Annotated in this window: 18 protein-coding genes and 1 pseudogene; 11 read left to right on the forward strand and 8 right to left on the reverse strand. The window is 42.6% G+C overall.

The window, feature by feature from the left end; all coding sequences use genetic code 11:
- Positions 1 to 23: 23 nt before the first annotated feature.
- Both MUCPA_RS04530 and MUCPA_RS04535 read left to right on the forward strand, forming a co-directional pair.
- Positions 24 to 3,236 (forward strand): SusC/RagA family TonB-linked outer membrane protein, encoded by a 3,213-nt coding sequence (locus MUCPA_RS04530; RefSeq protein WP_008504722.1) that lies wholly within the window; start codon positions 24 to 26, stop codon positions 3,234 to 3,236.
- Positions 3,237 to 3,247: 11 nt separating this feature from the next.
- Complete coding sequence (locus MUCPA_RS04535) at positions 3,248 to 4,624, forward strand: RagB/SusD family nutrient uptake outer membrane protein (RefSeq protein ID WP_008504723.1); 1,377 nt, start codon at positions 3,248 to 3,250, stop codon at positions 4,622 to 4,624.
- Between the two features lie 130 nt (positions 4,625 to 4,754).
- Here the strand turns inward: MUCPA_RS04535 and MUCPA_RS04540 are convergent, their stop codons facing one another.
- The 5 genes from MUCPA_RS04540 to MUCPA_RS04560 form a co-directional block, all read right to left on the reverse strand.
- The gene (locus MUCPA_RS04540) at positions 4,755 to 5,111 is read right to left on the reverse strand and encodes a hypothetical protein (protein WP_008504724.1); all 357 of its coding nucleotides are present in this window, start codon (positions 5,109 to 5,111) and stop codon (positions 4,755 to 4,757) included.
- A gap of 119 nt (positions 5,112 to 5,230) precedes the next feature.
- Positions 5,231 to 5,647 carry a hypothetical protein gene (locus tag MUCPA_RS04545; protein ID WP_008504725.1) on the reverse strand — a complete coding sequence of 139 codons (417 nt, stop codon included), beginning with the start codon at positions 5,645 to 5,647 and terminating at the stop codon, positions 5,231 to 5,233.
- A 207-nt stretch (positions 5,648 to 5,854) separates the two neighbouring features.
- Positions 5,855 to 6,841, reverse strand: coding sequence for a helix-turn-helix domain-containing protein (locus MUCPA_RS35675; protein WP_008504727.1), 987 nt, complete (start codon positions 6,839 to 6,841; stop codon positions 5,855 to 5,857).
- Positions 6,842 to 6,854: 13 nt separating this feature from the next.
- Complete coding sequence (locus MUCPA_RS37560) at positions 6,855 to 7,106, reverse strand: hypothetical protein (RefSeq protein WP_008504730.1); 252 nt, start codon at positions 7,104 to 7,106, stop codon at positions 6,855 to 6,857.
- Positions 7,107 to 8,261: 1,155 nt separating this feature from the next.
- On the reverse strand, positions 8,262 to 8,963 hold the full coding sequence (locus MUCPA_RS04560; protein WP_008504734.1) for a hypothetical protein: 702 nt from the start codon (positions 8,961 to 8,963) through the stop codon (positions 8,262 to 8,264).
- A 320-nt stretch (positions 8,964 to 9,283) separates the two neighbouring features.
- On the opposite strand from MUCPA_RS04560, the gene MUCPA_RS04565 reads away from it, so the two are divergent.
- The 6 genes from MUCPA_RS04565 (at position 9,284) to MUCPA_RS04590 (ending at position 13,656) form a co-directional block, all read left to right on the forward strand.
- Positions 9,284 to 9,553, forward strand: a complete 270-nt coding sequence (locus MUCPA_RS04565; RefSeq protein WP_008504735.1) for a helix-turn-helix domain-containing protein — start codon at positions 9,284 to 9,286, stop codon at positions 9,551 to 9,553.
- Positions 9,550 to 9,861 carry a hypothetical protein gene (locus tag MUCPA_RS04570; RefSeq protein WP_008504736.1) on the forward strand — a complete coding sequence of 104 codons (312 nt, stop codon included), beginning with the start codon at positions 9,550 to 9,552 and terminating at the stop codon, positions 9,859 to 9,861. The genes MUCPA_RS04565 and MUCPA_RS04570 overlap by 4 nt, the downstream gene beginning before the upstream one ends.
- A gap of 197 nt (positions 9,862 to 10,058) precedes the next feature.
- The gene (locus MUCPA_RS04575; RefSeq protein WP_008504737.1) at positions 10,059 to 10,598 is read left to right on the forward strand and encodes a hypothetical protein; all 540 of its coding nucleotides are present in this window, start codon (positions 10,059 to 10,061) and stop codon (positions 10,596 to 10,598) included.
- Positions 10,571 to 11,122 (forward strand): BfmA/BtgA family mobilization protein, encoded by a 552-nt coding sequence (locus MUCPA_RS04580; RefSeq protein WP_008504738.1) that lies wholly within the window; start codon positions 10,571 to 10,573, stop codon positions 11,120 to 11,122. Before MUCPA_RS04575 ends, MUCPA_RS04580 begins: the two co-directional genes overlap by 28 nt.
- Positions 11,123 to 11,231: 109 nt before the next feature.
- Positions 11,232 to 12,470, forward strand: a complete 1,239-nt coding sequence (locus MUCPA_RS04585; RefSeq protein ID WP_008503844.1) for an IS4 family transposase — start codon at positions 11,232 to 11,234, stop codon at positions 12,468 to 12,470.
- 223 nt (positions 12,471 to 12,693) lie between these two features.
- Positions 12,694 to 13,656 carry a DUF5712 family protein gene (locus MUCPA_RS04590; protein WP_008504740.1) on the forward strand — a complete coding sequence of 321 codons (963 nt, stop codon included), beginning with the start codon at positions 12,694 to 12,696 and terminating at the stop codon, positions 13,654 to 13,656.
- A gap of 426 nt (positions 13,657 to 14,082) precedes the next feature.
- Here MUCPA_RS04590 and MUCPA_RS04595 read toward each other — a convergent pair whose 3' ends face one another.
- Positions 14,083 to 16,281, reverse strand: a complete 2,199-nt coding sequence (locus MUCPA_RS04595) for a hypothetical protein (protein ID WP_008504742.1) — start codon at positions 16,279 to 16,281, stop codon at positions 14,083 to 14,085.
- A 77-nt stretch (positions 16,282 to 16,358) separates the two neighbouring features.
- On the opposite strand from MUCPA_RS04595, the gene MUCPA_RS04600 reads away from it, so the two are divergent.
- The 3 genes and pseudogenes from MUCPA_RS04600 to MUCPA_RS04615 all read left to right on the forward strand — a co-directional run bounded on the left by MUCPA_RS04600 (position 16,359) and on the right by MUCPA_RS04615 (position 20,664).
- A complete protein-coding gene (locus MUCPA_RS04600; protein ID WP_008504744.1) occupies positions 16,359 to 17,834 on the forward strand; it encodes a hypothetical protein in 1,476 nt (491 codons plus the stop codon).
- Positions 17,816 to 18,909, forward strand: a pseudogene (locus MUCPA_RS38140) (ISAs1 family transposase). The gene MUCPA_RS04600 and the pseudogene MUCPA_RS38140 overlap by 19 nt, the downstream one beginning before the upstream one ends.
- A gap of 78 nt (positions 18,910 to 18,987) precedes the next feature.
- On the forward strand, positions 18,988 to 20,664 hold the full coding sequence (locus MUCPA_RS04615; protein ID WP_008504747.1) for a CHAT domain-containing protein: 1,677 nt from the start codon (positions 18,988 to 18,990) through the stop codon (positions 20,662 to 20,664).
- Between the two features lie 8 nt (positions 20,665 to 20,672).
- Here the strand turns inward: MUCPA_RS04615 and MUCPA_RS04620 are convergent, their stop codons facing one another.
- Both MUCPA_RS04620 and MUCPA_RS35680 read right to left on the reverse strand, forming a co-directional pair.
- On the reverse strand, positions 20,673 to 21,878 hold the full coding sequence (locus MUCPA_RS04620; protein ID WP_008504749.1) for a S8 family peptidase: 1,206 nt from the start codon (positions 21,876 to 21,878) through the stop codon (positions 20,673 to 20,675).
- A gap of 46 nt (positions 21,879 to 21,924) precedes the next feature.
- Complete coding sequence (locus MUCPA_RS35680; protein WP_008504751.1) at positions 21,925 to 22,968, reverse strand: DNA/RNA non-specific endonuclease; 1,044 nt, start codon at positions 22,966 to 22,968, stop codon at positions 21,925 to 21,927.
- Positions 22,969 to 23,331 lie beyond the last annotated feature (363 nt).

Here is a 23,331-nt window from a genome sequence, read left to right on the forward strand (position 1 = left end):
AATCTACCTTCAATTGCTCTAAAATGAAACAACTGTTACTCACTATACTTATTGGGTTCGCTTTTTATATTTCTTATGCGCAGCAACATGCCCTCAAAGGGACGGTAATTTCCGCTGCGGATAAGCAACCGCTTTCTGGTGCTACTTTAACAATTCAGGAAAGTCGACAAATAGCAACTACAGATAAAAATGGCAATTTTACTATCGCTACGTTACTTCCAAACCTGACGCTTTCGATAAGCTATATTGGTTTTCAAAGTCAGGAAATTAAAGTAAGCCTGCCTGTTACATCCGCTATAATGATTACTTTATTGCCAAAAACAAGCCAGCTATCAGAGGTTACAGTCAGCACCGGCTATCAGACACTTCCTAAAGAACGGGCAACAGGCTCATTTGAACAACTCGATAAAAGAATACTTAGTCAACAAGTAAGCCCCGACATATTAAGCCGTTTACCCGCCATTGCGAATAGCGTTATTGCTGATCGGACTACAGGAGGTTCTAATGGCAGATTAATGATCCGTGGTCTAAGCACCATTCAGGGGCCAAAAGACCCGCTCGTAATCGTGGATAATTTCCCATATGACGGCAATATCAGCAATATCAATCCAAACGATGTAGAAAGTGTCACTATCCTGAAAGACGCAGCAGCAGCTTCAATTTGGGGAGCACAGGCCGGAAATGGTGTAGTTGTTATCACAACGAAAAAAGGCCGCTTTAACCAACCCTTAACCGTAACTTTAAACAGTAACCTGTCCATCAGCAGAAAACCCGATCTGTCTTATATCCCCCAAATATCCTCGTCGGACTTTATTGATGTGGAAGAAATGCTATTTGGCAAAGGCTATTATAAAAGTCAGATCAATTCTTCAAGTCATCCGGCACTTTCCCCTGTAATTGAATTGCTGAACAAAGAAACTAATGGTACGTTATCGGCGGCAGCTGCAAATTCACAGATCAACGCCCTGCGCAATGTGGATGTTCGGAATGATTTTAGTAAATACTTTTACCAGCCTGCGGTAAACCAGCAGTATGCACTGAGCCTGGAGGGAGGAACGAAACAAATGGCATGGACAGCAACGGGTGGCTACGATAAAGACATCAGTAATCTGGACGCAAGATATGACCGTCTAAACCTGCGCTTTCAAAATAAATACCAGGTTTATAAAGATTTACAGATTACGTCCGGGATTTGGTTCACACAGAGCAATACGATAAGCGGAAAACCTGGATACGGTGATATTATCCCCAAAAGCGGCTATTATCTTTATCCTTACGCACAACTGGCCGATGCTAACGGCAATCCAATAGCCCTGACTAAGGACTATGAACAGACCTATTTGTCAACAGCAGGAAACGGTAAATTACTGGACTGGAATTACTATCCGTTAACAGACTATCAGCACGCCACTACTACTACTGGCATTGCAGATGTGGTAGCTAATGCAGGTGTGAACTGCCGTATCTGGAAAGGGTTGAATGCCGATGTGAAATACCAGTTCGAGCGGCAGCAAACAACCACCAAAAGTCTTTGGGATCAGAACAGTTATTTTGCCCGTGATCTGGTCAACCGGTTTACACAGATCAATTCCGCAGGGGTAGTCACCAATAATATTCCGGCAGGCGGAATAACGGATTTAAGTGATGCCACACTGAAAGCGCATGACCTGAGAGGCCAGCTGAATTTTACTCATACCTGGGGTGTAAATGATATTTCCGCGCTTGCGGGTGGTGAATTACGTTCTGCTCATACCATAAGCGACCGGAACCGCTTTTACGGATACAACGATGATCTCCTGACGTATGGCAATGTGAACTATACTACGCAATACCCTAATTTTATCACAGGCAGCAACGCACTGATACCGGATAACCGTGATATCAGTGACCAGATCACAAACTATGTATCGTATTTTGCCAATGCTGCCTATACTTATCGATCCAAATATATTATTTCTGTAAGTGGGCGGCGGGATGCATCTAATTTATTTGGCTTAAATACAAATGACCAGTGGAACCCATTCTGGTCGGCAGGAGCCAGCTGGAACCTTTCGGACGAAAGCTTTTACCATAGCGAATTACTTCCTTATTTGAGATTAAGGGCAACCTATGGCTATAGCGGGAACATTAACCCGGCACTGGTGGCTGCAAATACCATCGCTTATTATTCCGGCACAAGTCCGTATACCTCGAGGCCTTACGCCCGTTTCAGTAACTATTATAATCCTGATCTGAAATGGGAAAACTCCCGGATGATCAATATAGCGGCTGATTTTCATACAAAAGGGAACCGGATCAGTGGTAGCCTGGAGGTTTATCAAAAAAAGGGAACTGATTTATTTGGAACCGCCATTTTGGATTATACTGCTGGTATCGGTACGCAGATCGTAAAAAATGTAGCCAGTATGAAAGGAAAGGGGATTGACCTGCAATTAAAAACAATCAATCTTGAGCAGAAGATCAAATGGTACACTACACTTAACTTTAGTTATTACAAAGATCAGGTCGTTGATTATTATTTGAAATCTTTGCAGGGCAGTAATTTTATTTCTTACAATAACAATGTGACCGTTTCAGGTTTAAAAGGCTATCCGGTTTATGGTGTATTCGCCTATAAATCGGCCGGTCTTGACCCACAGACAGGAGATCCGCGAGGCTACCTGAACGGGCAGGTAAGCAAAGATTATACAGCGATTACAGGCAGCGGTACTCAGGTCGGCGATCTTCAATATTTTGGTTCGGCGATTCCTACAGGATTCGGTTCTGTAATTAACACCTTTTCTTATGGGCACCTGACTCTGGATTTCGACATTGTTTATAAGCTCGGTTATTATTTCAGGAAAACATCTATTAATTATTCTTCCCTATACTCCACCTGGCTTGGAAATTCGGATTATGCCAACCGTTGGCAAAAGCCCGGCGACGAGCGGACGACCAATGTGCCGTCCATGGTCTATCCGGCAAGTTCAGCACGGGATAATTTCTATGCCGGTTCGGCATCATTGGTGGAGAAAGGTGATCATATCCGCTTACAGTACATTAACCTGGGTTATGAACTGAATAAGGAAGCCTGGCATCAATTGCCATTTAAATCCGTGCAGGTATATCTCAATATTAGTAACCTCGGTATCATCTGGAGGGCCAATAAGTCAGGTATAGACCCGGATTACTACAATAGTACTTATCCTTTGAATAACCCGGTAACCTTTGCTTTTGGCCTTAAAACAACCTTTTAATTCAGCGCATCATGAAAAAAACATTTATACATAGATCATTTATTGTTTTGTCCATCGTGTTAGCCTGGTTTATGGCGGGATGCAAAAAGTACCTTGACGAGAAGTCAAGTAAGAAACTGGTGATCCCAAGCAATTTGACGGACTTACAGGCATTATTGGACAATTATTCAACGATGAATTACTCCGGAGCCAATTCCCATGAAGAAAGTACGAACGACTATTATTTAACCGATGCGGATTACACTGCGCTCTATTCGATATTTGATCAGTCCATGTACACCTGGCAAAAGGAACATCTTTTTGATATAGGCGCAAATGGCAATGACTGGTCATATACTTACCGTGCTGTTTATTTCTCCAATTCTGTACTGGATGAACTTAACCAAATTGCACGTACATCTGCAAATCAAACCAATTGGGATAATATCAAAGGCCAGGCACTGGTTTTCAGGGCTAACCGGTTTCTGGATGCCTTGTCGATATGGTCACTGGCATACGACCAGACTACCGCGGCTACAGACCTTGGTATTCCCCTACGGCTTGACCCGGATTTCAATGAGAAAACAGTCAGGGCATCTGTTCAGCAAAGTTATCAGCAGGTGATTTCCGATATAAGAACTGCGATACCAATTTTGCCAGTTACTCCTGCAAGTGTTTTGCGTCCGTCAAAACCGGCGGCTTACGCCTTGCTTGCCCGCACCTATCTATGGATGCGTGATTATACCCGTGCCGGACTGTATGCAGACTCTTCGCTTCAATTGTACAATAAACTGTTAGACTATAACACCTTAATCCCCACAGACGGATATCCCGTAAAAGACCTGAATGCTGAAACCTTATTTGAACGGGCTTCAGCGCTTTCTGACCCCTTAAATAATAGCGTTGCCAAAATTGATCCTTTACTTTATCAATCCTATGCTTCGAATGACTTAAGAAAAATGATTTTCTTTAAGGCAAATACGGATGGATCGGTTGGGTTCAAAGGGTGCTATGTCGGTAATGCGACGTTATTTACCGGAATAGCGACAGATGAAGTTTATTTGACCAGGGCTGAATATTATGCAAGGCAGAATAATGTAACTGCGGCAATGGCTGATTTAAATACTCTGCTGAGCAAACGCTGGAAAACAGGTAAATTCATCGCTTTAACAGCTGCTACACCGGCAGATGCCCTCACACTGATATTACAGGAGCGTCGAAAGGAATTACTGATGCGGGGATTAAGGTGGATGGATATTAAAAGGTTGAATAAGGAAGGTGCAAGTATCAGCCTGCAAAGAACAGTTAACGGGCAGGCCTATAACTTACCTGCGGGAGATTTTCGTTTTGCTTTGCCTATACCCGATGATATTATATCGTTGGCAGGAATAACGCAAAATTATAGGTGAGATGATAAATTTGTATGACAGAATACATGAATTAGTCAATCTATAAGCATACCATGCAATAAATAATCGCATGATATGCTGTGTATTATCCTAAATATTTGGATAATTTAAAAAACTGATATTTATTTAATCAGGGTCTTTGCTGAGGTGCCAGGGCCATTACATCATCTTTGGTTTCACCATTCAGGAAAGTCTGAAGCTCTGCCTGATCACTCGCGGCAACGGAAATGGAACAGGGACGGTTACCCCCAGACTGACAATCTGTAGGCACTGTATTAGTTGACCAGTTGCTGGAGGTGAGAATAGCAGAGGCGCTGCTGCTTGAACCATTATAATACCAGGTTGTGTTATCCTGCTTCTTAATAGCTTTTGCTTCACCGGGCGCTTTCATCGCCATCATGGTGCCAGTACCTAAGACAACGAAAAATAGCAATGCAATAGTTGCTGCTATTTTGTTTTTGATTGGGTTGAACAGTTTGCTGTTCATAACATGGTCTTTTTTTGCTAAAAAAGATTACCTTAAAAAATGTCTGATTTGGTATATTTATATCGCGTTTTGTCTTTAGGCAGACCTCACCGTAACTTTTTACATCCCTGATGTATCGGTTACCTGATCCCGAATAGCCCGGCACGGCTATTCGGGTTTTTCGTGAACAGCGCAAACTTACGGTCGCGTGTAACTCTGTTGACAACTCTCTTTCGGGCGTAAGTACAGGTCAAAAGTGGTTTTACTGATATGGTTTGACACCACACCGATGCAGCCATGTACGCCCTGATGAAACGGATGCATAGCACTACCATAGCGGCCAACATGGTCTTTGCAGCAATTGCCGCTGCCATATCCTTGATCTTTGCTGCATCTACGTTTTTCATCTTCTTTACATTTTGCTCTTTATTGAACTTACATTTCACCGGCGCAGCCCAGGCACCGCCTGCCCTCAACTTCGGCACTTTATCGATGTTGCCTTCGTCCCTTACATGAGTTCCCAGTCCAATCTTGCCAGTAACCACCGGTTTATACATGGAATGGTTTGCGCCACTGCTACCATGAATTTTGTGTGTGATTTACTACCGTGTTCATAAGCCTTTTTATTAAATTGGATTTAAAACTTGTTAACTGTAGTAAATTTCGGGAATGGGTGCGTAACCCCGAAGCAGAAAACACACCACTTTCAGCTAATTTCAGGCCTGATTGGTCTTAAAAATGTGTGTTTTTTGCCGGTGGCTTTTTTAGAAAGCCCAGAAAAATGGCAGAAAACGCCCTTTAAAGTAATTTGAAGGCGGATTTTTAAAGTATTTGGTGAATTGTACACTGAAACTATGCAAATCCTTATAGCCGACGTGGATGTACACTTCGTTTACCTGCATTTTTTCTTTGGACAGCAGCCGTTTGGCATGTTCCATCCGGACCTGGATCAGGAAATTATGGGGTGTCGTCTCAAACTCCTCTTTAAAGTCTGTAATCAGCGTTTTTTCACTGATGTGAAATTGGTTTGCGATAGAAGCGTTATCCAGCGTGGAATCGGCATAGTTTTCTTCCAGAAAGTCCTTGATGCGATAGGGACGCTGGGTGAATTTGGCATCCAGCAGCCGCTGGTAATCGGCTATCACTATTTTAGTCTGCTTGGACAAGGTGGCTTCCAGGTCTTCACCCAATACCTCTTCTTCTCTAAATAGTTGCTCCATGCTTTGTTTCATGTCGTTGTCCATCTGGCAGGCAGGCATATGTCCGAACAGTTCATCGCTATGTTCCATGCTTTCTATGAACGGCTTCAGGCGTGGGTAACGCTTTAAATGCCTGATGATCCAGTTCGCCCTTGGGCATAGGTAGCATAAACGATAGCTGCCCGCTGGCAGACGGTACTTATATTCACCTTTTTTATTATAGGTGACATAGCACGTGTTACCTGGTGCCTCGGCGATCAGCTTTCCGTCTGGGGTGTGAAAAGTAATCATGCCTTCCAACATCAGAAACAGGAACAGACTTGGGCTTTCAACCAGATAGGTCGCTTCAAGGTCTTGATGCAATTTAAATTCCACCACTTCCATAAAAAAGAGAATATGGCTGTGAAACTGGCAGACAATCGTCCCTTCTTCAATGGTAATCTGCTCGGTTTCAGCGTAGGGTATCCTGTATTTACACCATTCGGGAATCTTGCCGGTGATTGTAGTTATAATGGATTGGGAATTAAATCCCAGTTTGATTGGCCTTTCCATAATAATTCATGCTTTATGATTTATAATCAAGTGGTTTTAAAAAGCAAGAATATTCCGGTACAGGGACATTTGAAAATAGTTTCAACAAATGCTGTATTTGGTGGAATGAATGGCTTGTTTCGGGGAATGAACGATGCACAGGCAAGCCTGAAGTTACCGTTTGTGCGAAGTGGTCAAAAACACCCTCGGACGTATTTCGGCAGAGGATCGTATTTTTCAGGTTGATGTGTTCTTCCTGTAAATAGGTGGTTTTCGTATAAGACATAGACATTCGTATTGAGATCAGGTATCAGCATAGTATCATTGTTATTTATCAATAGTTAAACAGGTATCTACTAAATTAATATTATTGTATTTTCATTCAAAATACCTGGGCATATCTGAAACCGAAAATTTGGATTTTCTATGTTTTCGCGCAGAAATATGCGCGAAAAGGCATATTTCTACACGGATATTATTAAAAAGTCTACTGCGGATAAGCTTGGCGAAGAAGGATTATTGTAATTTTAAGGGTAACCGGTTAAAGGCCTGGATCTGGGAACTAACATATTTTATTCCTAACTATGTTAGTTATATAACCTGAACAACCCGTACCACCTGATCTGCACTTTCCCCGAAGTTCCGCCGATACAAATCTGAAATGGGGCGGATACCACACGGCTTTCATATTAAACCTCTACTTTTCTTGTCACCGCTCAAAAGGCATTATACTATGGTTGCTTTCAAAATTGGTGCCGATGATGTTACTATTTCTATAGGAATAATAACGGTATGTCAGGACAGTCACGGCATCCGGTTCCGGCAAGCGATTGCAGGCCACCCGCGATAGAGCGGGTTACCTGCCACCGCCTGCCTCACCGCCCACAGCAAAACAGCCATCCGCTACGCTTCCGGCTGATTTGCTTTTCCCGTTGCTCCTGAAAAGAAACAGCCAATTACGCCACAATCGCAAAGATAGCCCTCGCCGGGATAAACGTAAAGGGTATATAAACAGGCGGTTTTGTTTGTTTTTTTTATTGGTCCGCCTGCCCTTGACATTTACCCCGGCTCCGCGCTGTTGTTGCTTAAGTGGTGAAAATGGGCGGGTGTGCGTAATGACTTGCAGGGCGCAAATGTCCGCTTTTATAGCTGTTTCGGTAGAATAGATTAGAAATGTCCTGGAACCGTTTTGAGATTAGTGTATTCACGGTAACTTGTCTGACAAGAGGCTGTAGACCAGTAGCTCAACCCGGCTATTGCCATGCCTTGTAAAATAAGTCCAGTCAACGCGCCCGCGTTTAGCAAAGATGTACGTTTGTCCACAAAAACGGTCTTTGCCGCCTGCCGCATAGGCTTACCCGGGGGGCGGAACTTCCCCGTTGAAAGCGTGTCAAATAGGCAAAGAAATAATTATCGCCAATAGTTTTACGCCGCCTATGGATCACGCCCATTTAGAATACGGCAAGGCATTCACTTCTTTGACCAATGCCAACCCATCTGCCTTAGGGTAAATTCGTTCCAGGTAGGTTTTAAAAGCCAGGGTAACCTCGGTGCTTTGCCATTCCATCATGGTCAGGCAAAGCTCCGGCCAGCGCTTCCTCTCCGACATGAAACCGTATAAAGGCAGGTAGGGCGGCGCGGAATCAAAGGCGTTTCTGACGAGCTTATCATACCGCGTTTTTTCGAAATTCCGTTTAAAGTCCCGCACCAGGTCATAAGCTACCACATGCTTGCCGCCGTGCCTGACCAGGTCGCCCAGGAAGGGCGAACCATCATCCCAAAAGAAATTAAACAGGTAATCCCGGAAACCCTTTTCTGACAAGTCGCATAAATCAACGCTGTAATAGGCGTAAGCTGCTTTAAACGTTTCCATAGAAAAGTCATCCCGGTGCTTTTCGATGATAAAGCTGATGACTTCCTTTTCTTTTTTGATAGCCAATTCAATATCCGGCCCTTTGCTTCCTGCTCCCGGCACATCGAGAAAAAAGCGCGGTTTGGAAAACAATCCGAAATAATAGCTTTTAAAATAAATGGTCTGCCGTTCATAGGTCACCATGACATATAAGGGATGAGTAGCTACCCCGTGAAAATCTACCTGTTTCAGGCGGTCATTGAAGTAGGTTTTATAACTGATCTTATTCATCGGAAAAGAATTAGAAAAAAAATAAAATATTTTCTGACGGCTTTTGATGCGTTTTGATGCAGGTCAAGTTTCTAAAAATTGAAGATCCGCAGCAAAGTCTGTCAAAAACCAGCGGAAACGCGGTATTTCCTGTTAAAAGCAAAGCTACCCATAAGTTATGATATATTTTAATTTGTCATAACATTTCTATACATTCGTATTGATTTCTATAAAGCAGTAACTCCTGCAGTATTCCCCGGATTGGGTAATATCAACGTAACCAGCGAAAATCGACTGGGCCGAAACAAAAATTTTAATGGTTTTACTAATACGAATATACAATGACAGCTATTGATTTAATTACTAAAGAAGACCTGAAACAGTTAGAGAACAAACTGTTAAACGCGATTGAGGCGATCAGGCATCCCGCAGGCGGAGGCCAAAGCAAGCAATGGCTGAAAAGCCAGGAAGTGCGGAAGCTGCTGAACATTTCGCCGGGCGCGCTACAAAACCTGCGGATTAACGGCACGCTTCGTTATACCAAGATCGGCGGCATCCTTTATTATAAACTGGAAGACATCAACAAATTACTGGAAGGAGGTTTGCAATGATTGCTAAGGTTATCCGGCAGGAAGCTGCCGTCTACAGTAAATGGATCAGGTGCATGTCGCAGGACAACCGGTTGCTGGCTACCCATGTCAGCCTGTTCTCCGGCCTGTTTGCCTGCTACCAGCGGAGCGGGTTTGTCAATCCGTTTCCTGTGAACCGGAAAACGCTGATGGCCTACGGCAAGATCGCTTCAATAGCCACTTACCACAAGTGTATCCGGGAGCTGGATGAGTTTGGTTATATCCGTTACCAGCCGTCCTTTCACCCAACCAAGGGCAGCCTCGTTTACTGGCCGGAATGGTCGGGATGACCGGGAGCTACTTTATATCCCGATATGGCGATATAACATAGCTGTATAGCTAGTATCTGGCTATACAGCTATAAAATCTCCAAGTACAAAATAGCTGAATATCTATGCATCTGGATATACAGCTATATAGATATTAAATCTCCCGGTACCTCGTACCGGGAGATTAAGTAACCAGCAACTTAGTAACTTGATACGACATGACCAGCGATTTAGTAACCCGTTATCAGATAACGGGAGATGGTATAACCCGTCACAATAGAACCAGCGATTTAATCGCCAGATACAAAGGAGCCGGTTACGGCGTAACTAACAGCCGTATACCAGCCTTCGTATTGGCGCTGACAGCGCCAATACGAAGGCCAATACCTAAAAAGCATCGTTTTTGTAACACAAAAACAGTTAAGGCCATGCCTAAACCACGGCAAACGGCTCAGGGGCCGGTAAAAACTGCGTTTTTACCAAAAGCGCGTGTCCAAACGAAAAATCGTTTGGAGCAAGCGGGAATTGGGCATAGCCCTATTCTGCTTGCCATTTGCGCTGCAAATGGGGTTTTGAGTATCCTCCGGGGATACTCAGCCGCTTTTTTACCGGCAAAAAGAAAGAAAACAGGATACCCACGGGTATCCTCCATAGCTGTATATACGCTTAACGCGCTGTATCGCCCCACACCAGGCGGTTGGTACAGCCTATTACCAATAACAAAGAATATATGGACGATATTAATGTTAAGTCAGTAAGATACCCCGAAGCGGTTGACCATAAGTTTGAAAAGATAGCCCTTAAACTGGGCCGCACCAAACGCCAGGTCTTTATTCAGATGGTGGACTATTTTTATAAAAGCAAGAAAGACCCTGCAGACCTGAATGATGAACTGTTAAAAAATTCACTGATGAAGAACCATCAGCAATATATCGGTTTTATCAGGACACAGGAGGACATGCTGCTCATCCCGATTAAAACAGAGATGGACAGGGTTTCCGAATCACAGGGCGAGATCATCCAGCGGTTTAATACCGAAGTCCTGGAGCACAATGTAAAAGTGCTGAACAATCAAACCGCCCATTCCAAAGCGTTCGGCGAATTAGGCCGTGTGCTGGACATCATCCTGAAAGCCATGCAAATCAAAGAGAACCTGAAAAGACAGTTTGTGCTGATCCTTGATGGCTATATCCGGTCGCGGGAGGCATTTGGCATGATGACATCCGGAAGAGAAAAGGAAGAACTGGTTGCTGCCACTAAAGAGCAGGTGAGGTTACTATAATAATTTAATTCCCCCTTTAGGGCATAGCCGTCAACTTTAGAAAAAAAAGGGATAAAATTTTTTTAGAGCAAGAATCGGAACTGCAAAATTGCAGTCATTATTCGAGCGAATGAGTTCGGAACTATTTGAACCAACGGTGTTAGATGGCCTGGCCCGTAAAACAGAGGCGATACAACGCAAACGAAAAGTGGGAGGCAAGGAACTATTGGATATGGCGTTATTTGATGGAGATCAATCGTTTAACGGCATGAGTATGCAGTTAATGCGGAGGGATGGGCTTGATATTTCGAAGCAGGCATTGCATCAAAGACATCACAGCAATATGACAAAGTTTGTACAAGCCGTTTTTGAGCAATTAATAGCAGTTGAGTTACCGCAAGAGCAAACACAGGGCTTGGAGATCCGTATCAAAGATTCTACCCGTTTCGCGTTGCCGGAAGTTATTGCAGAGACATTCCCCGGAACAAAAGGAAGTGGGATGAAAGCGGGAGCATCTGTACAATTTGAATTTGAAATCAAAAGTGGTAAAAGCGATATCAAAGTAACTCCGGCCAACGCAAATGACCAGGGTGAGAGTCATCTGGACAAGGCATCAATTCAGCCGGGGGTATTATATATGAGAGATCTGGGTTACACTCACTTGAGTTATATGAACAATATTAACAAAGTCAAAGCTTTCTTTATTAATAAATTATGTCCGAAAACAACGATTTATCTATTAAAGGACGACCAATACCAAAAGTTAGAGTTGTCGAAACTACAAGGCATAACCGGCGTATTTGATCAACAGGTATATATCGGAGCTGATAAGATGCCGGTAAGGATAATAATAGAACCGGTAAGTGAAGAGCTCAAGGCAAGGCGGATAGCCAATACTGAAAAGTACAATAAAAAGAAAGGCAGTACCACCAGTAAGGGATTCAAAGAGCGGGCAGGGTTTAACTTTATTGTTACCAACCTGGTGAGCGAAAAATATAGCGCTGAATTGATCCAAAAGTTATATCACCTGCGATGGCAGATAGAATTGGTTTTTAAAGCATGGAAGTCGTTTTTAAAGATACACACGTTCCCCAAAGGAAGTTCGGATCGTATAACCAGTATATTATACAGTAAGTTGATCTGGGCAGTTTTGAGTTGGAAAATATGCATGGCTATCGGTAAGATAGGTCAAATTAGTGTTTTAAAGGTGCATCGACTAATCGCTTCTACGAAAGAAGAATTGCGAGCGCAGCTTTTAGGGATATGCTCAAAGTGGTTAGCTCTGTTGGAGAAATTAAACTTAAAGCACCTTTCAAAAGAGCACAGAAAACATAGGTTAAAAATAGAAGAAATTGTAATAAGTATTTGATTATTAGATATTTAAATACTATATTTAGATAGTTAAACAAAAATAAGAAAGGCGGGGTCATCTAAACCTCCCCGCCTTAAAAAACGAAAAATATGAGAGTAAAAATACATAGGTTTGCCCATGCGGGCAAACCGCGCCTAAAAATTAAATAACTGAAAATCAATTATGTATGAGTACAGTCGCTTAAATTGACGGCTATGCCCTTTAGGGGGTTAGGGGGCGTATGTTTATCAATATTTCAGACAGCAGGGAAGCGGAAAACAAAGGGAGCAGCAGCAAGCTGGTGCATTACCTCGAAAAAGAGAACCGGACCGATAACAGGCAAAAACCGGAATACTGGTTCAACGGGCAACAGGTGAGTATTCAGCCTTATGAGGTCATGCGGAAAATAGACGGGAATGTTGCCAAGCTTGGTAAGGACGATGCCAAATTCTTTTTGGTCAATATCAGCCCGAGCCAAAAGGAGATCGCTTTTCTAAAGGAGCAATACGGCGAAGATGGTGCCAGAGACCAAATGAAAGGATTTGCGGTCAGGGTAATGGATGCCTACGCGCAGAATTTCAAACGAGAGAGCATCAACGGACATGAAGACCTGATATGGTTTGCCAAGCTGGAAAACTACCGCTATTACAGCCACAACGACCCGGAGGTTAAACAAGGGCTCAAAAAGCGGGGCGACCGCAAGGATGGCGAACAGCTGCATGTTCAGGTCATTGTCAGCCGTAAAGACGCGACCAATACCATTAAACTTAGCCCCATGAACAATTCGCGCGGAAAAAATGCGGCGCATTCCAAAAAGATGGGCCAGTTTGACCGTTTGGCATTTAAAAAATGCGGTGAAAGTCTCTTCGACAGCCTGTTTGAATTTGACAGGCAGCTTAAAGATACACTGGCGTATGCCAATACCAAAAAGAACGGTAGCCTGACCGAAAGGGCGACAATGGAAAAACTGGAACAGGAAACATGCGCTAAAATGCGAGAGGCAGAGATTGGTACAGACCTTTCCCCGGAACAGGTAGATTTAGAATTGGCACCAGACACACAAGAACAGACAGCGGAAATAGGCTATTCGCATGAAAGTTGGGCTGCACCTTTCCGAATAGACATCGCAGACGATATTGATGACGAGGCCATTCACGGCAGGAACCGACACCGCAAAAGGAAAGCCAGAACCAATACCCGGTAGGCGTTGACTCTTTATTTAGGGGAATATTTTTACAGAATGATAGCTACAGTTGTATCCATGCATCTTCATCGCTTAATGAAGCTAGTATGCCTAATCGGACAAAACTTAATTTTTCAATCTTGTCCAATCCAGTAGCCCATACTGAACAATTCTCGAATTGTATTGTGAAAGATCTGCGTAAAATGGCGTTTTAGATTGTGTGGTTCGTTCCTCTAACTACAAATAGTAAACAAGGTGTTTAACAATTATCAAATTATAAGTTTGCTTTCTGTTTGCAAACACCTTAATGATAATAAATAGTTATCTGCTGTTGAATCTTAACAAACCCACTGCATTTAGATAGCAGACAAATTTTTGTTCCTATTTCTTTATAGCAATGTCCTATACGACGAAACCAAGCAATTAGAAAATCATTGGCTGGTTTCGTTAATTGGTATGACCTTTTATATTATTTAACTCGTTAAAACGCTCCATATATATATCAAAATGGATCAGATCACTGCGGCCGAGGTTGCTGTAAAAAAGATATTCTGGAATTACTTGTTGTTCATTTGGCTGTTTGTAAGTCTGTTCGGAATAAACTTTACGTCGTTGGTGAAACAGCATACTTCTGTTATATGCATTGGCCTGTTCTTGCATATTACGTCTGTAAATGCCACCACCCGTTTTAAGGTCGAGTGATTGCCGGAATGTTTCAGAGATATAAGACGTCCTGATCATATGTGATAAAAAGCTGAGCCAGTTCGGATGTATTGGCTCCGTCGCTGCAAGTCTGAGATTATTTAATAACCGAAGATAAAGAGTACTGCTGGAATCAATAGCAATAGGCAGGTAAGTTGTAGTGACAGATAAGCAATGGTTCTCGAAAAACGCGTTGGCAATCGTATTAATAGTGCCATAAGTAGGTGCAGTGTTGCAGGCGCATAAGAACACCAAAGGAGCACTGATGTTGTGAAGGACAACAAGTGGGCCGGTAAGTTGCTCGTCACCCAGCATTAGAAATGATGTTTTGTTTTCAGAGTTATAACCTCCGTGGCAATCGAAAATAAGCAGATCCGGTTTATATTTTCTAAATGCTTTTACTGCTGCGGCCACGGACAGACATACTTCAGTAACAAATTCATGCGTTTTAGCTAACTCTTTGACTTGGTAACGCCATGGCAGTAACTCCATGTCATTACTACCAAAAATAACAAGTGTCTTTTTCAGGATATCTTTGGGCACAGTGTAAATGAAATGCTCATTGGCAGCAAAGGAACTCATTAAACCGTGAAGTGCAGTTTCAGGAAGTCTGCAGATATCATGGGTGAAAGACAGCGGCACTCCGTCTGTTTCCAACCATTCTATAGGGAGGTCAGTAATGGCCACAATCTGACGATTTTCCACAAGTAATTTAGCCTTTAATCCCGGAGATAATGTGCGTTCAGCTAGCTGACTTCCAAATTTAGAAATGGTGTCTTTGAGTATTTTACGCGTTTCATGATCAGCATATTGTTCGATCTGAGAGGCGTCGAAAGCTGATAAGGTTTGGTTCAGTGTTTTGCCTTGGAATGGCAGTCGGATAATTGGAGAATAGGCAAATGAGGCATGAAGCGCGCCTAATGAATCAAGATATTTAATTTTTTGAAGAGTCACCCGCATCACCATACGCATTGATGCTTCGGTCATTGGTGGAAGAGAGTTAATATAATTCTGCGTCTGTTCAAAATCTAAAGACGTAAGGAGATTAACCAACTCCTCATCAAATTCAGCTGAAGCCGAACTTCGGTCTAACTTCACGAGATCGGGATTTTGGTAAGGAGCGATGATCAGGAGGGGTGAATACATGGTTTCGATCGCATGGACTGGTTTGATAATGTTATGCTCACGCATTAACTCAAAGAATTTATCAATCTTCCTCGTTGATCGGATCAACGTTTTAAGGCGCCCAAATGAGTAAGGGGCTTTTTGCGCTTCGATGAGCTCGCGCTCATGTTCCGCTTTAATTTCCTCTTTACTTTTCTCAATTGTTCCGGGGCCGTACTTAAAGTTTCCAATAATCGAATTGAGCAAATGATAATTATTTTGTGCAGGCACAAATACGGGGAAATCATAAAAATCCCGGGAGTAGAGGTCCACATGTGGGTGAAAAGTAATATCGGGAGCCCCAATTAGTTTGAGGATATGCTGATGTTCTGCATAAAGCATCCGCAAAAATTCTCCTGGGTCACTTACTTCGTTGTCAAGGCCGAGTGGCTGATCATCTTTTTTATTAAAAAAAAAGTAATAGTTTAAGGGCTGATGGGCATCCATAAGCGTATTTAAAACGCTATCCAGTTCAGGAACATTTGTGTTGATCAGGTAAAGCCGGATAATATTCCTGCGACTATTTGCCAAGTAAGGAATGAGGCTTGACGGATAGAGTACATTTAAACGGTAAGGGTTGTCATTTCTCAGACGATAAGCATTTTCGAAGAAATTGACCGGGTTGTCTATTTGCAGGATATCCTTTGGCAAGCGTCGTACAAAGTCGAGTGCGGGCCCTTCGAGTTCCTCTGGAGGAATGAAAGGGATAAATAAATCATCTTTTTGGGTGATGAGCAAGTAATGAATTTGCGTGATCTGGTTGGGTCTAAGTGATAACATGCGAACTGATAGGGTTTAAAGTAGCAATTTAGAATATTCGCAGGAATTTATCGGTAAATTTGATCTAAACGAATACGATGCATCCAGTGAACTTCAAGCTGCCTGACCTTGCCATTTTGCTTAAACGAAAACAATACAAGCTTATTATAGAGATCACTTCGGGCCTAGCAATAGACAATCATCAATATTTTCATTCTCATCTCTATCATTTCCGTGCATTGGCAGAATTGGGAAAATTTGCTAGTGCCAGTAGGCATTGTAAGAAGTTAATTGCTGTGATGCCTTCTAATCATGACTTCTACCCTCTATTCCAGGCATGGAATATTTTTCTTGAACTTTTTGTTACAGAAAAGAATAATTTCCAAGAGGTATTTGAAAAACTCGGCGAAAGTGGATGTACAGAAGATCAGACTTTGAAAGCTTTAATATGCTATTTGCAAAGTCGCGTCATATCATTTGGGATGGCCGTTGGTAGTTGGCCACAAAACGCGGTAAATCATGCTATAACACTCATGCAAGATGCAGCAGATACTTATTTAAGAAGTGATAATCTAATAGAATACGGTTCAGCAATAAAAGCCATAGCGCTTCTTTACAGTAGCTATAATAACGGCGATATCCCGAAGGCAATTCTGTGTTTGCAACAGTTGTTACCTTTCAGCACCCATCCTGATAATTTATACTTTACGACAACGGTTCGACTATCACTTTTAATTCTTGAAAACCAGGCTGCTTTTGATACAGGTTGTTTTCTGGATCAGAACAAAAATGAACAACGAATTAATGAACTTATCTGTCAATTCCTACTAGCGGGTCATCCGTTGGGGGAAGCTGATGTCAAATTTGAATGGGGAATGCTTTTATTAGAATACGGTTACGAAAAAGGCATGCCATTTTTGTTCAATGCGATCAAATTATATGATAAATATGGGGAGTTCAGTAACCGCCAGTCGGCTTGGAAAAAAATAGCAGACTGGCATGAGCGGAGGGGCCAGGCAGAAGAAGCCGACAATGCCTATCGGGAAAGCGCGAAAGTGGATACCCATATCGAACTGGAAATGACCGGAGCAATACAGGCTATCTTGGAGATTCACCATGCATTCATGGCTAAGCCGGAACGGGAAGCTGTGCGACTCGGCAGATTTTATTTAAATAAATACAAAGAAAGCCGCATGGCTCCGCAACTCAGGGCGCTGCTGGCGAATGCACTTAGTCAGGGCACGGGAAAGACGGAGGCCCTGGAGCACTTTGAAGCCATTGTTGACTATTATCAAGGTTCATCACCAAGTAGTTTTTTGAGCGACGCCTTATTCAACTACAGCAACGCGCTTTTCTCAGTTGACCCTATCGCTGCAAAGAATGCTGCTTTGAAGGCGATCGACATTGCACTCGAATTAAAAGACTACATTTCATTAGGGAAATATTTTCGCGAGTTGGCGCTGCACCTTTCCCAGCAAAAAAAAATAGCTCCCCTTTTAGTTGCAGGGCTGTTGCATTTAAAAGAAGAAGGATTTAAATTTGCAGAAAAAAGAGTATGGACAAGGGCATCATAACCTATTTGCAGAAGTTGCCAGACGTGCGTAGAAAGGCTGGTCAGCGGCATGACCAAACGTTTATTTTGTTATTATTTGTGATGGGGACGATGAGTGGTTATTACGGCTATCGTGCTCTGGGTGATTTTATAAAGCGTAATCAAAAAGATCTTTTGACTTATTTCACTCCGAAAAAATCCCGTTTGCCTACGTTTTATACCGTGAGGCGTGTACTGCAGAATTTAGATTTTGAAAGTTTAAGCGAAGTTTTTTATCAATGGGCCAGTCAGTATACAGAAATCAATAAAAATGAATGGATGAATATAGATGGCAAAGCGATCAAAGGGACAATGAGTGATTATGCGCTTGAAAAACAGCGATTTGTAAATTTGGTGAGTATCTATAATGGGAGCCGTGGTCAAGTATTAGCCCAGGGTCTTGTAGACAATTCAAAGGAAAGTGAAATTCCGGTGGTACGCAAGCTTATTGCTGAACTGGGATTGGAAGGGGTAACGTTTACGCTTGACGCCTTACATTGCCAAAAAAAACAGTTGAGCTGATAATAGGTACGAATAATGATTATATGATAGGCGTAAAAAAGAATCAAAAGGGCCTTTATGAAAAAATAGCGGCGCTGACATCGGATACAGCAAAGGTTTGCAGCAAGTTCGTTGAATTGGAGAAAAATAAAGGACGTACAGAGCGCAGATCGGTATGTATATGCCCGGCGCCAGAAGAAATCAGTAAAGCCTGGATAGGCGCCAGTCAGGTAATCAAGGTAGAGCGTTGGGTAAAAGACAAAAATAAGATCAGTGAGGATTGCGCATTCTATATCAGCAGTGTGAGGGAAAATGCACAATTGTTATGCTATGGAATCAGAAGTCATTGGGGGATAGAGAATAAGCTACATTGGGTAAAGGATGTCACGTTTAAAGAGGATGCCTCCCGCATTAGAACTTCTCATGCACCAGAAAATATATCGGTGTTTAGAAACATCGCTATTAACGTTTTCAGAGCTCATGGCTTTCAAAATATAGCACAAGCACAAAGACTCGTTTGCAATGACATCGGCAGATTGAAACAATTACTCACTTAGAATGCAACAGCCCTGCTTTTAGTTGGGGCTAATGAGATCGAAGATACTTTCCGGAAAGCCCATGATTCATTTGCTCACGTGCAAACGCTAAAAGCGCACATTGAAAAGTTCAATGCGATACAGCAACTGGGCAACTATTATTTTAATGAAAGGCAATTTGATAAAGCCCTAAACTGCCTGGATCAGGCGCATAAATTTTATCATTCCAATAACCTCAGGATCAATTCTGCATTCGTGTTATCGCATATCGGACTTCTCAAATTTGAAGTGGCGAGGACTAACCGTATTTCGTCCTTACTATTGGAGGCCGCTACCGATTTTGCAAAATCCGCGCAGGACTTCATTCAGATAAATGGGCATCGCTTTTCATGGAGAAGTACACTGTTGGAGGCGCAGTCTATCGCAGAATATGCATCGTTGTATACTGTGGGAGAACTAGCAGAGCTTAGTTTTGAAAGAGCACAGACTTGTTTTTTACGTGCCGCTAATGTTGTCGATTATCTAAAAGGGCTTCAGCAGGTCGTCCTGTCAAAATACGATGAACAGTTTACACATGTTAATGGATTTTCGGGCCATCCCACAGATTTCAATAAAGTATTTACAGGGGCTTTTAAGGCTGCTTTCTTCGGCAGAAAGCGCGCAGATCTTGCTCTTGAGTGGGTGGAGCGAAATAAAAGCAGACGGCTGCAAACAGAACTTTGGAGAACCAGTAACATATTTGCGCCTGAGGATATGGCTTACGTGCCGGGATTTGAAGAATTGAGAGAGATGCTGATGGCATATCAGTTAGATTTCTCTACTGAAAAGATGATGTTTTGCGAATTCTTTATCCTTGATCAAACCATTATTCTTTTTCTGATAAGGCCGGAGTGGAGCGGTCCTAAATATTTTACATTAGCTGTTCAATCTGATGAAATCCGCCGTGAAGTAAACACTTTGATAAATGATCCGATAGCCAACGGAAATATGACAACTGCTTTACCATTAATTCAACATATCCTCAATCATAGCGACCGTGATGATCTGCTATATATAATTCCGCATGGTTTTTTGCATCAATTACCATTCCATATGATCGATGTTGGTCAGGGCGAATACTTGATCCAACGTAACCCCGTAGCTTATTTGCCGGCCTTATCTATTTTATATCATCTTCAAAATAAATCGAAGGCGAAAGAAGGAAAGGTAGCTGTAAAATTCGCAGTCTTTGGAAATTCGCGGGAGGACCTGCAGTTTTCTGAAGATGAGGCTATTTATGTGAGCACTTTACTTGACAGTGACTGTTATCTTCGTAACAGTGCAGATAAGGACACATTTATCAACGCATTGTCTCACTCCTCTGTGCTACATTTCGCCGGTCATGCGGAATCCGAGCCCGTTAAGGGCCTGGACCAGATCCTTCTCTTAGCAAGACAGGAAAGTATTTCGGCCAGAGAGCTCATGCTGATCAGAAACAATCTCGAATTGCTCGTGTTAAGTGGCTGTCAGACAGGCATAAATGCTATTGAGGCAGACACAGACGAAATAATCGGATTTCCCGCAGCCGCGCTGACAGCCGGGGCGTCTGCCGTAATTACAACATTATGGAAAGTGGAAGATAAATCGACAAGACAATTTTTTAAATATTTTTACGAATCGTTTCGAAACAGGAAGTTGTCTAAAATTCGTTCACTTCAGTATGCCATGAAAGCCCTGATTAAAAACCCCGATTACGAACCATTCAACTGGGCGCCATTTATATTTACGGGCAGGTAGCTGTCAAATTAATTTACAGGCGCTTTAATCATCCCGCTTCCGTAATCTTCAGACATTTCTCCGCTTAAAAGCTCGTCGTCACAGGATACCATCAAATTTGAATGAAGCATATTAGTATGGAATTGGTTCTTCTTCATTAATTTTTCTGCCCACATTGCAGCAATCCCGGCGACGTGTGGGGTAGCCATGCTGGTACCGTTTAGAGAGATGAGTCCGGTTGAGTTAGCTTCCGCTGAAAGAATATCCATTCCCGGACCAGATAACATCACCCCCGTATTTGAAAATGGTGCAACATATAAACCTTTGCCATTCCATCCGAGCGCCCCCACGGAGATAATCTGTCGGGAAACAGCCGGTGGGCTAACAGCAATTTTATAGTCGGGGCGTGCGCTCTCATTGCCAGCCGCGGCGATAATCGTAACCGGCTGTGATGCCTCTGCATGCGCCTGTGTGGTTACAAGATCAGCCAGGCTTTCAAACAGTAGTACGTTTTTGCGGTAGCCTTCCAATGCGAAGGAAATCGCCGCCTCTTTATGCATACCTGCGAGCTCAAGCTCTTCGACAAAACCTGGGAAGTCCATACCTAAGGACATAGAAATAATATTTGCACCTTCTTTCACCGCCCATTGGACGGCATTGACCAGCATGTCACTTCCGCCCGCGTTTTTGCCGAGTACTTTTCCGATCAATACATTATCCGCTTCCCTTGCTACTCCTATACGATACCCGGAAACATCTCGTCCAAAAGCTACCCCTGCACAATGCGTTCCATGGCCTTCCGTATCGCCGTTACCTTCTCCTGTAAAATCTTTTTCCGTTATACGAATACCCGCAAAAGCAGGATGACTTCTGTCAATTCCGGTATCTAAGATACATATCCTTACGCCTGCGCCTTGATATGGGCTGGTATCTGCGCCAATAGCTTTGATATTCCATAGCGGCTGACTTTCGGGCCTTGTACTTTCAGTTCCACGAAATGGTTTTATCAATTTAAGTGGCATCGCAGGAGCTATGGCCAGTACTTCCCTATTCCTATCCTGAATTCGTCTGACCTGGTCGCCTTCCAATTGTTCTACTGCGACTTTTATCTCAGGGGCGACAACGAACTTGTCCATTTTTTTGCTGAGTTTTGACAGGCTCGGTCCGGAAGTGCGACCGCGAAAGCCGCCTGTTGTTGATTTGTCGGTATAAAGTATTATGTGATTTATTTTCATGGTTGTCCTTTAAATTAAAGTTTACATATAGGGTCGATTTGCATGATCAAAGTCCTCGAAGAAATGTGCCCCATTCGAAGGTATCCATCTGTTGACGAAATTCTTCAAACTTCATGACTCGATTCAACGGCTTGTTGATTGTGCGTGCGGCATATTGGCTTTTTCCCTTATAATCATCGGCATCGTTCAATCCAAAACGAAGCCCCGTTTTTTCCTCGATCAGACTTATTTTGATCTGCGCCGCCAAAAGCTCTTTTTTTTGAAATAGCCGCTCAATAGCTGCTCTTGTAAGTGTTGGTTTTACCGTTTTAAGTATTTCCAGTAAAGGCCCTTTTTGAGTTTTAAGCTTATCCAGATATGGCTCCTGGCTCATAAGGAAACCAAGTGCTTTCAGATTTCCTGCATTTTCAAAAACGAGGATTTTCCAAAAATTCATCGGCACCAACAATCCATTGATGTATTGTGCTTTATTGAATATAGGGCCGGAAAACAGGGTAATCTTATTATCCTGAAAAATATTTCTCGCGGCACAATAGTCCTCTAAATAATTCCAAACTACACCATTGAAATACGGGATTTGCGGACAGCAATTCGTATAGTGGAAAGTATCTCCTATGGCAATTTTCTGCTCTTTGGCAGTCCCCCAGGCCGGATCGTAATAACGTACCAAATGTCCTTTGGCCAAGCCTGAATGCAGGTAATCTGCATTTCCATACTGCAACGTGTTTTCACCGGTGATGATGCGTTCGTCGGCATACCAAGAATCGCTACCGCGTTCATCGTGCACCATGCCTAAAAGGTTGGTTTTGCCATACATATTGACGGCGCTGAAAAACGGCAGGCGTGCATCTTTATTAAATGATACACTGAAATGGGTATAATCCAACACTTTGTCACCATTCGGGCCGGCATTTTTCAACACGCTTGCAACTTTATCCATGTCAGTTGAGGCTATCAATGGCAATGGCAGCCGGACACTTAGAAAACCTGGATCATATCCTTTTCGATTATTCAATTGATCTGTATGTACAGCCTGCTCAAATTTGGGGACGTTTAAAGAATGTCTTAGAGCTAATTTGAAAAGTTTCATGATAAGTATTTAAATCAGGAAAAATTCAAATTAGAAAGAAATGAAGAGACCTCTTGATTGCTTTTTGATTGACCGAGATCATTATTGCAAACAACCTCGCTAATCTCAGCGCCGTTGCTTTTATAGTAAATGTCGCCAGCACCAAAACTTGTTTCATACAGATGAAATCCGTCTGGTAATTTCGGGATAACGCCGTTTATGGAAGATATACTATTTTTTTGGATGGTGTAATGAAAATAAGGCATAGGATTAAAGATTTATGGCAAATTACTGATTTTTTGCTATTAATTAAAAGTGATTCACCATTACAGCAAAGATTAATGGTGTTTGATATTTTAATCAATTTTAAGTAAGAAGAGTGGA

The sequence above is a fragment of the Mucilaginibacter paludis DSM 18603 genome, from assembly GCF_000166195.2.
GTDB lineage: Bacteria > Bacteroidota > Bacteroidia > Sphingobacteriales > Sphingobacteriaceae > Mucilaginibacter > Mucilaginibacter paludis.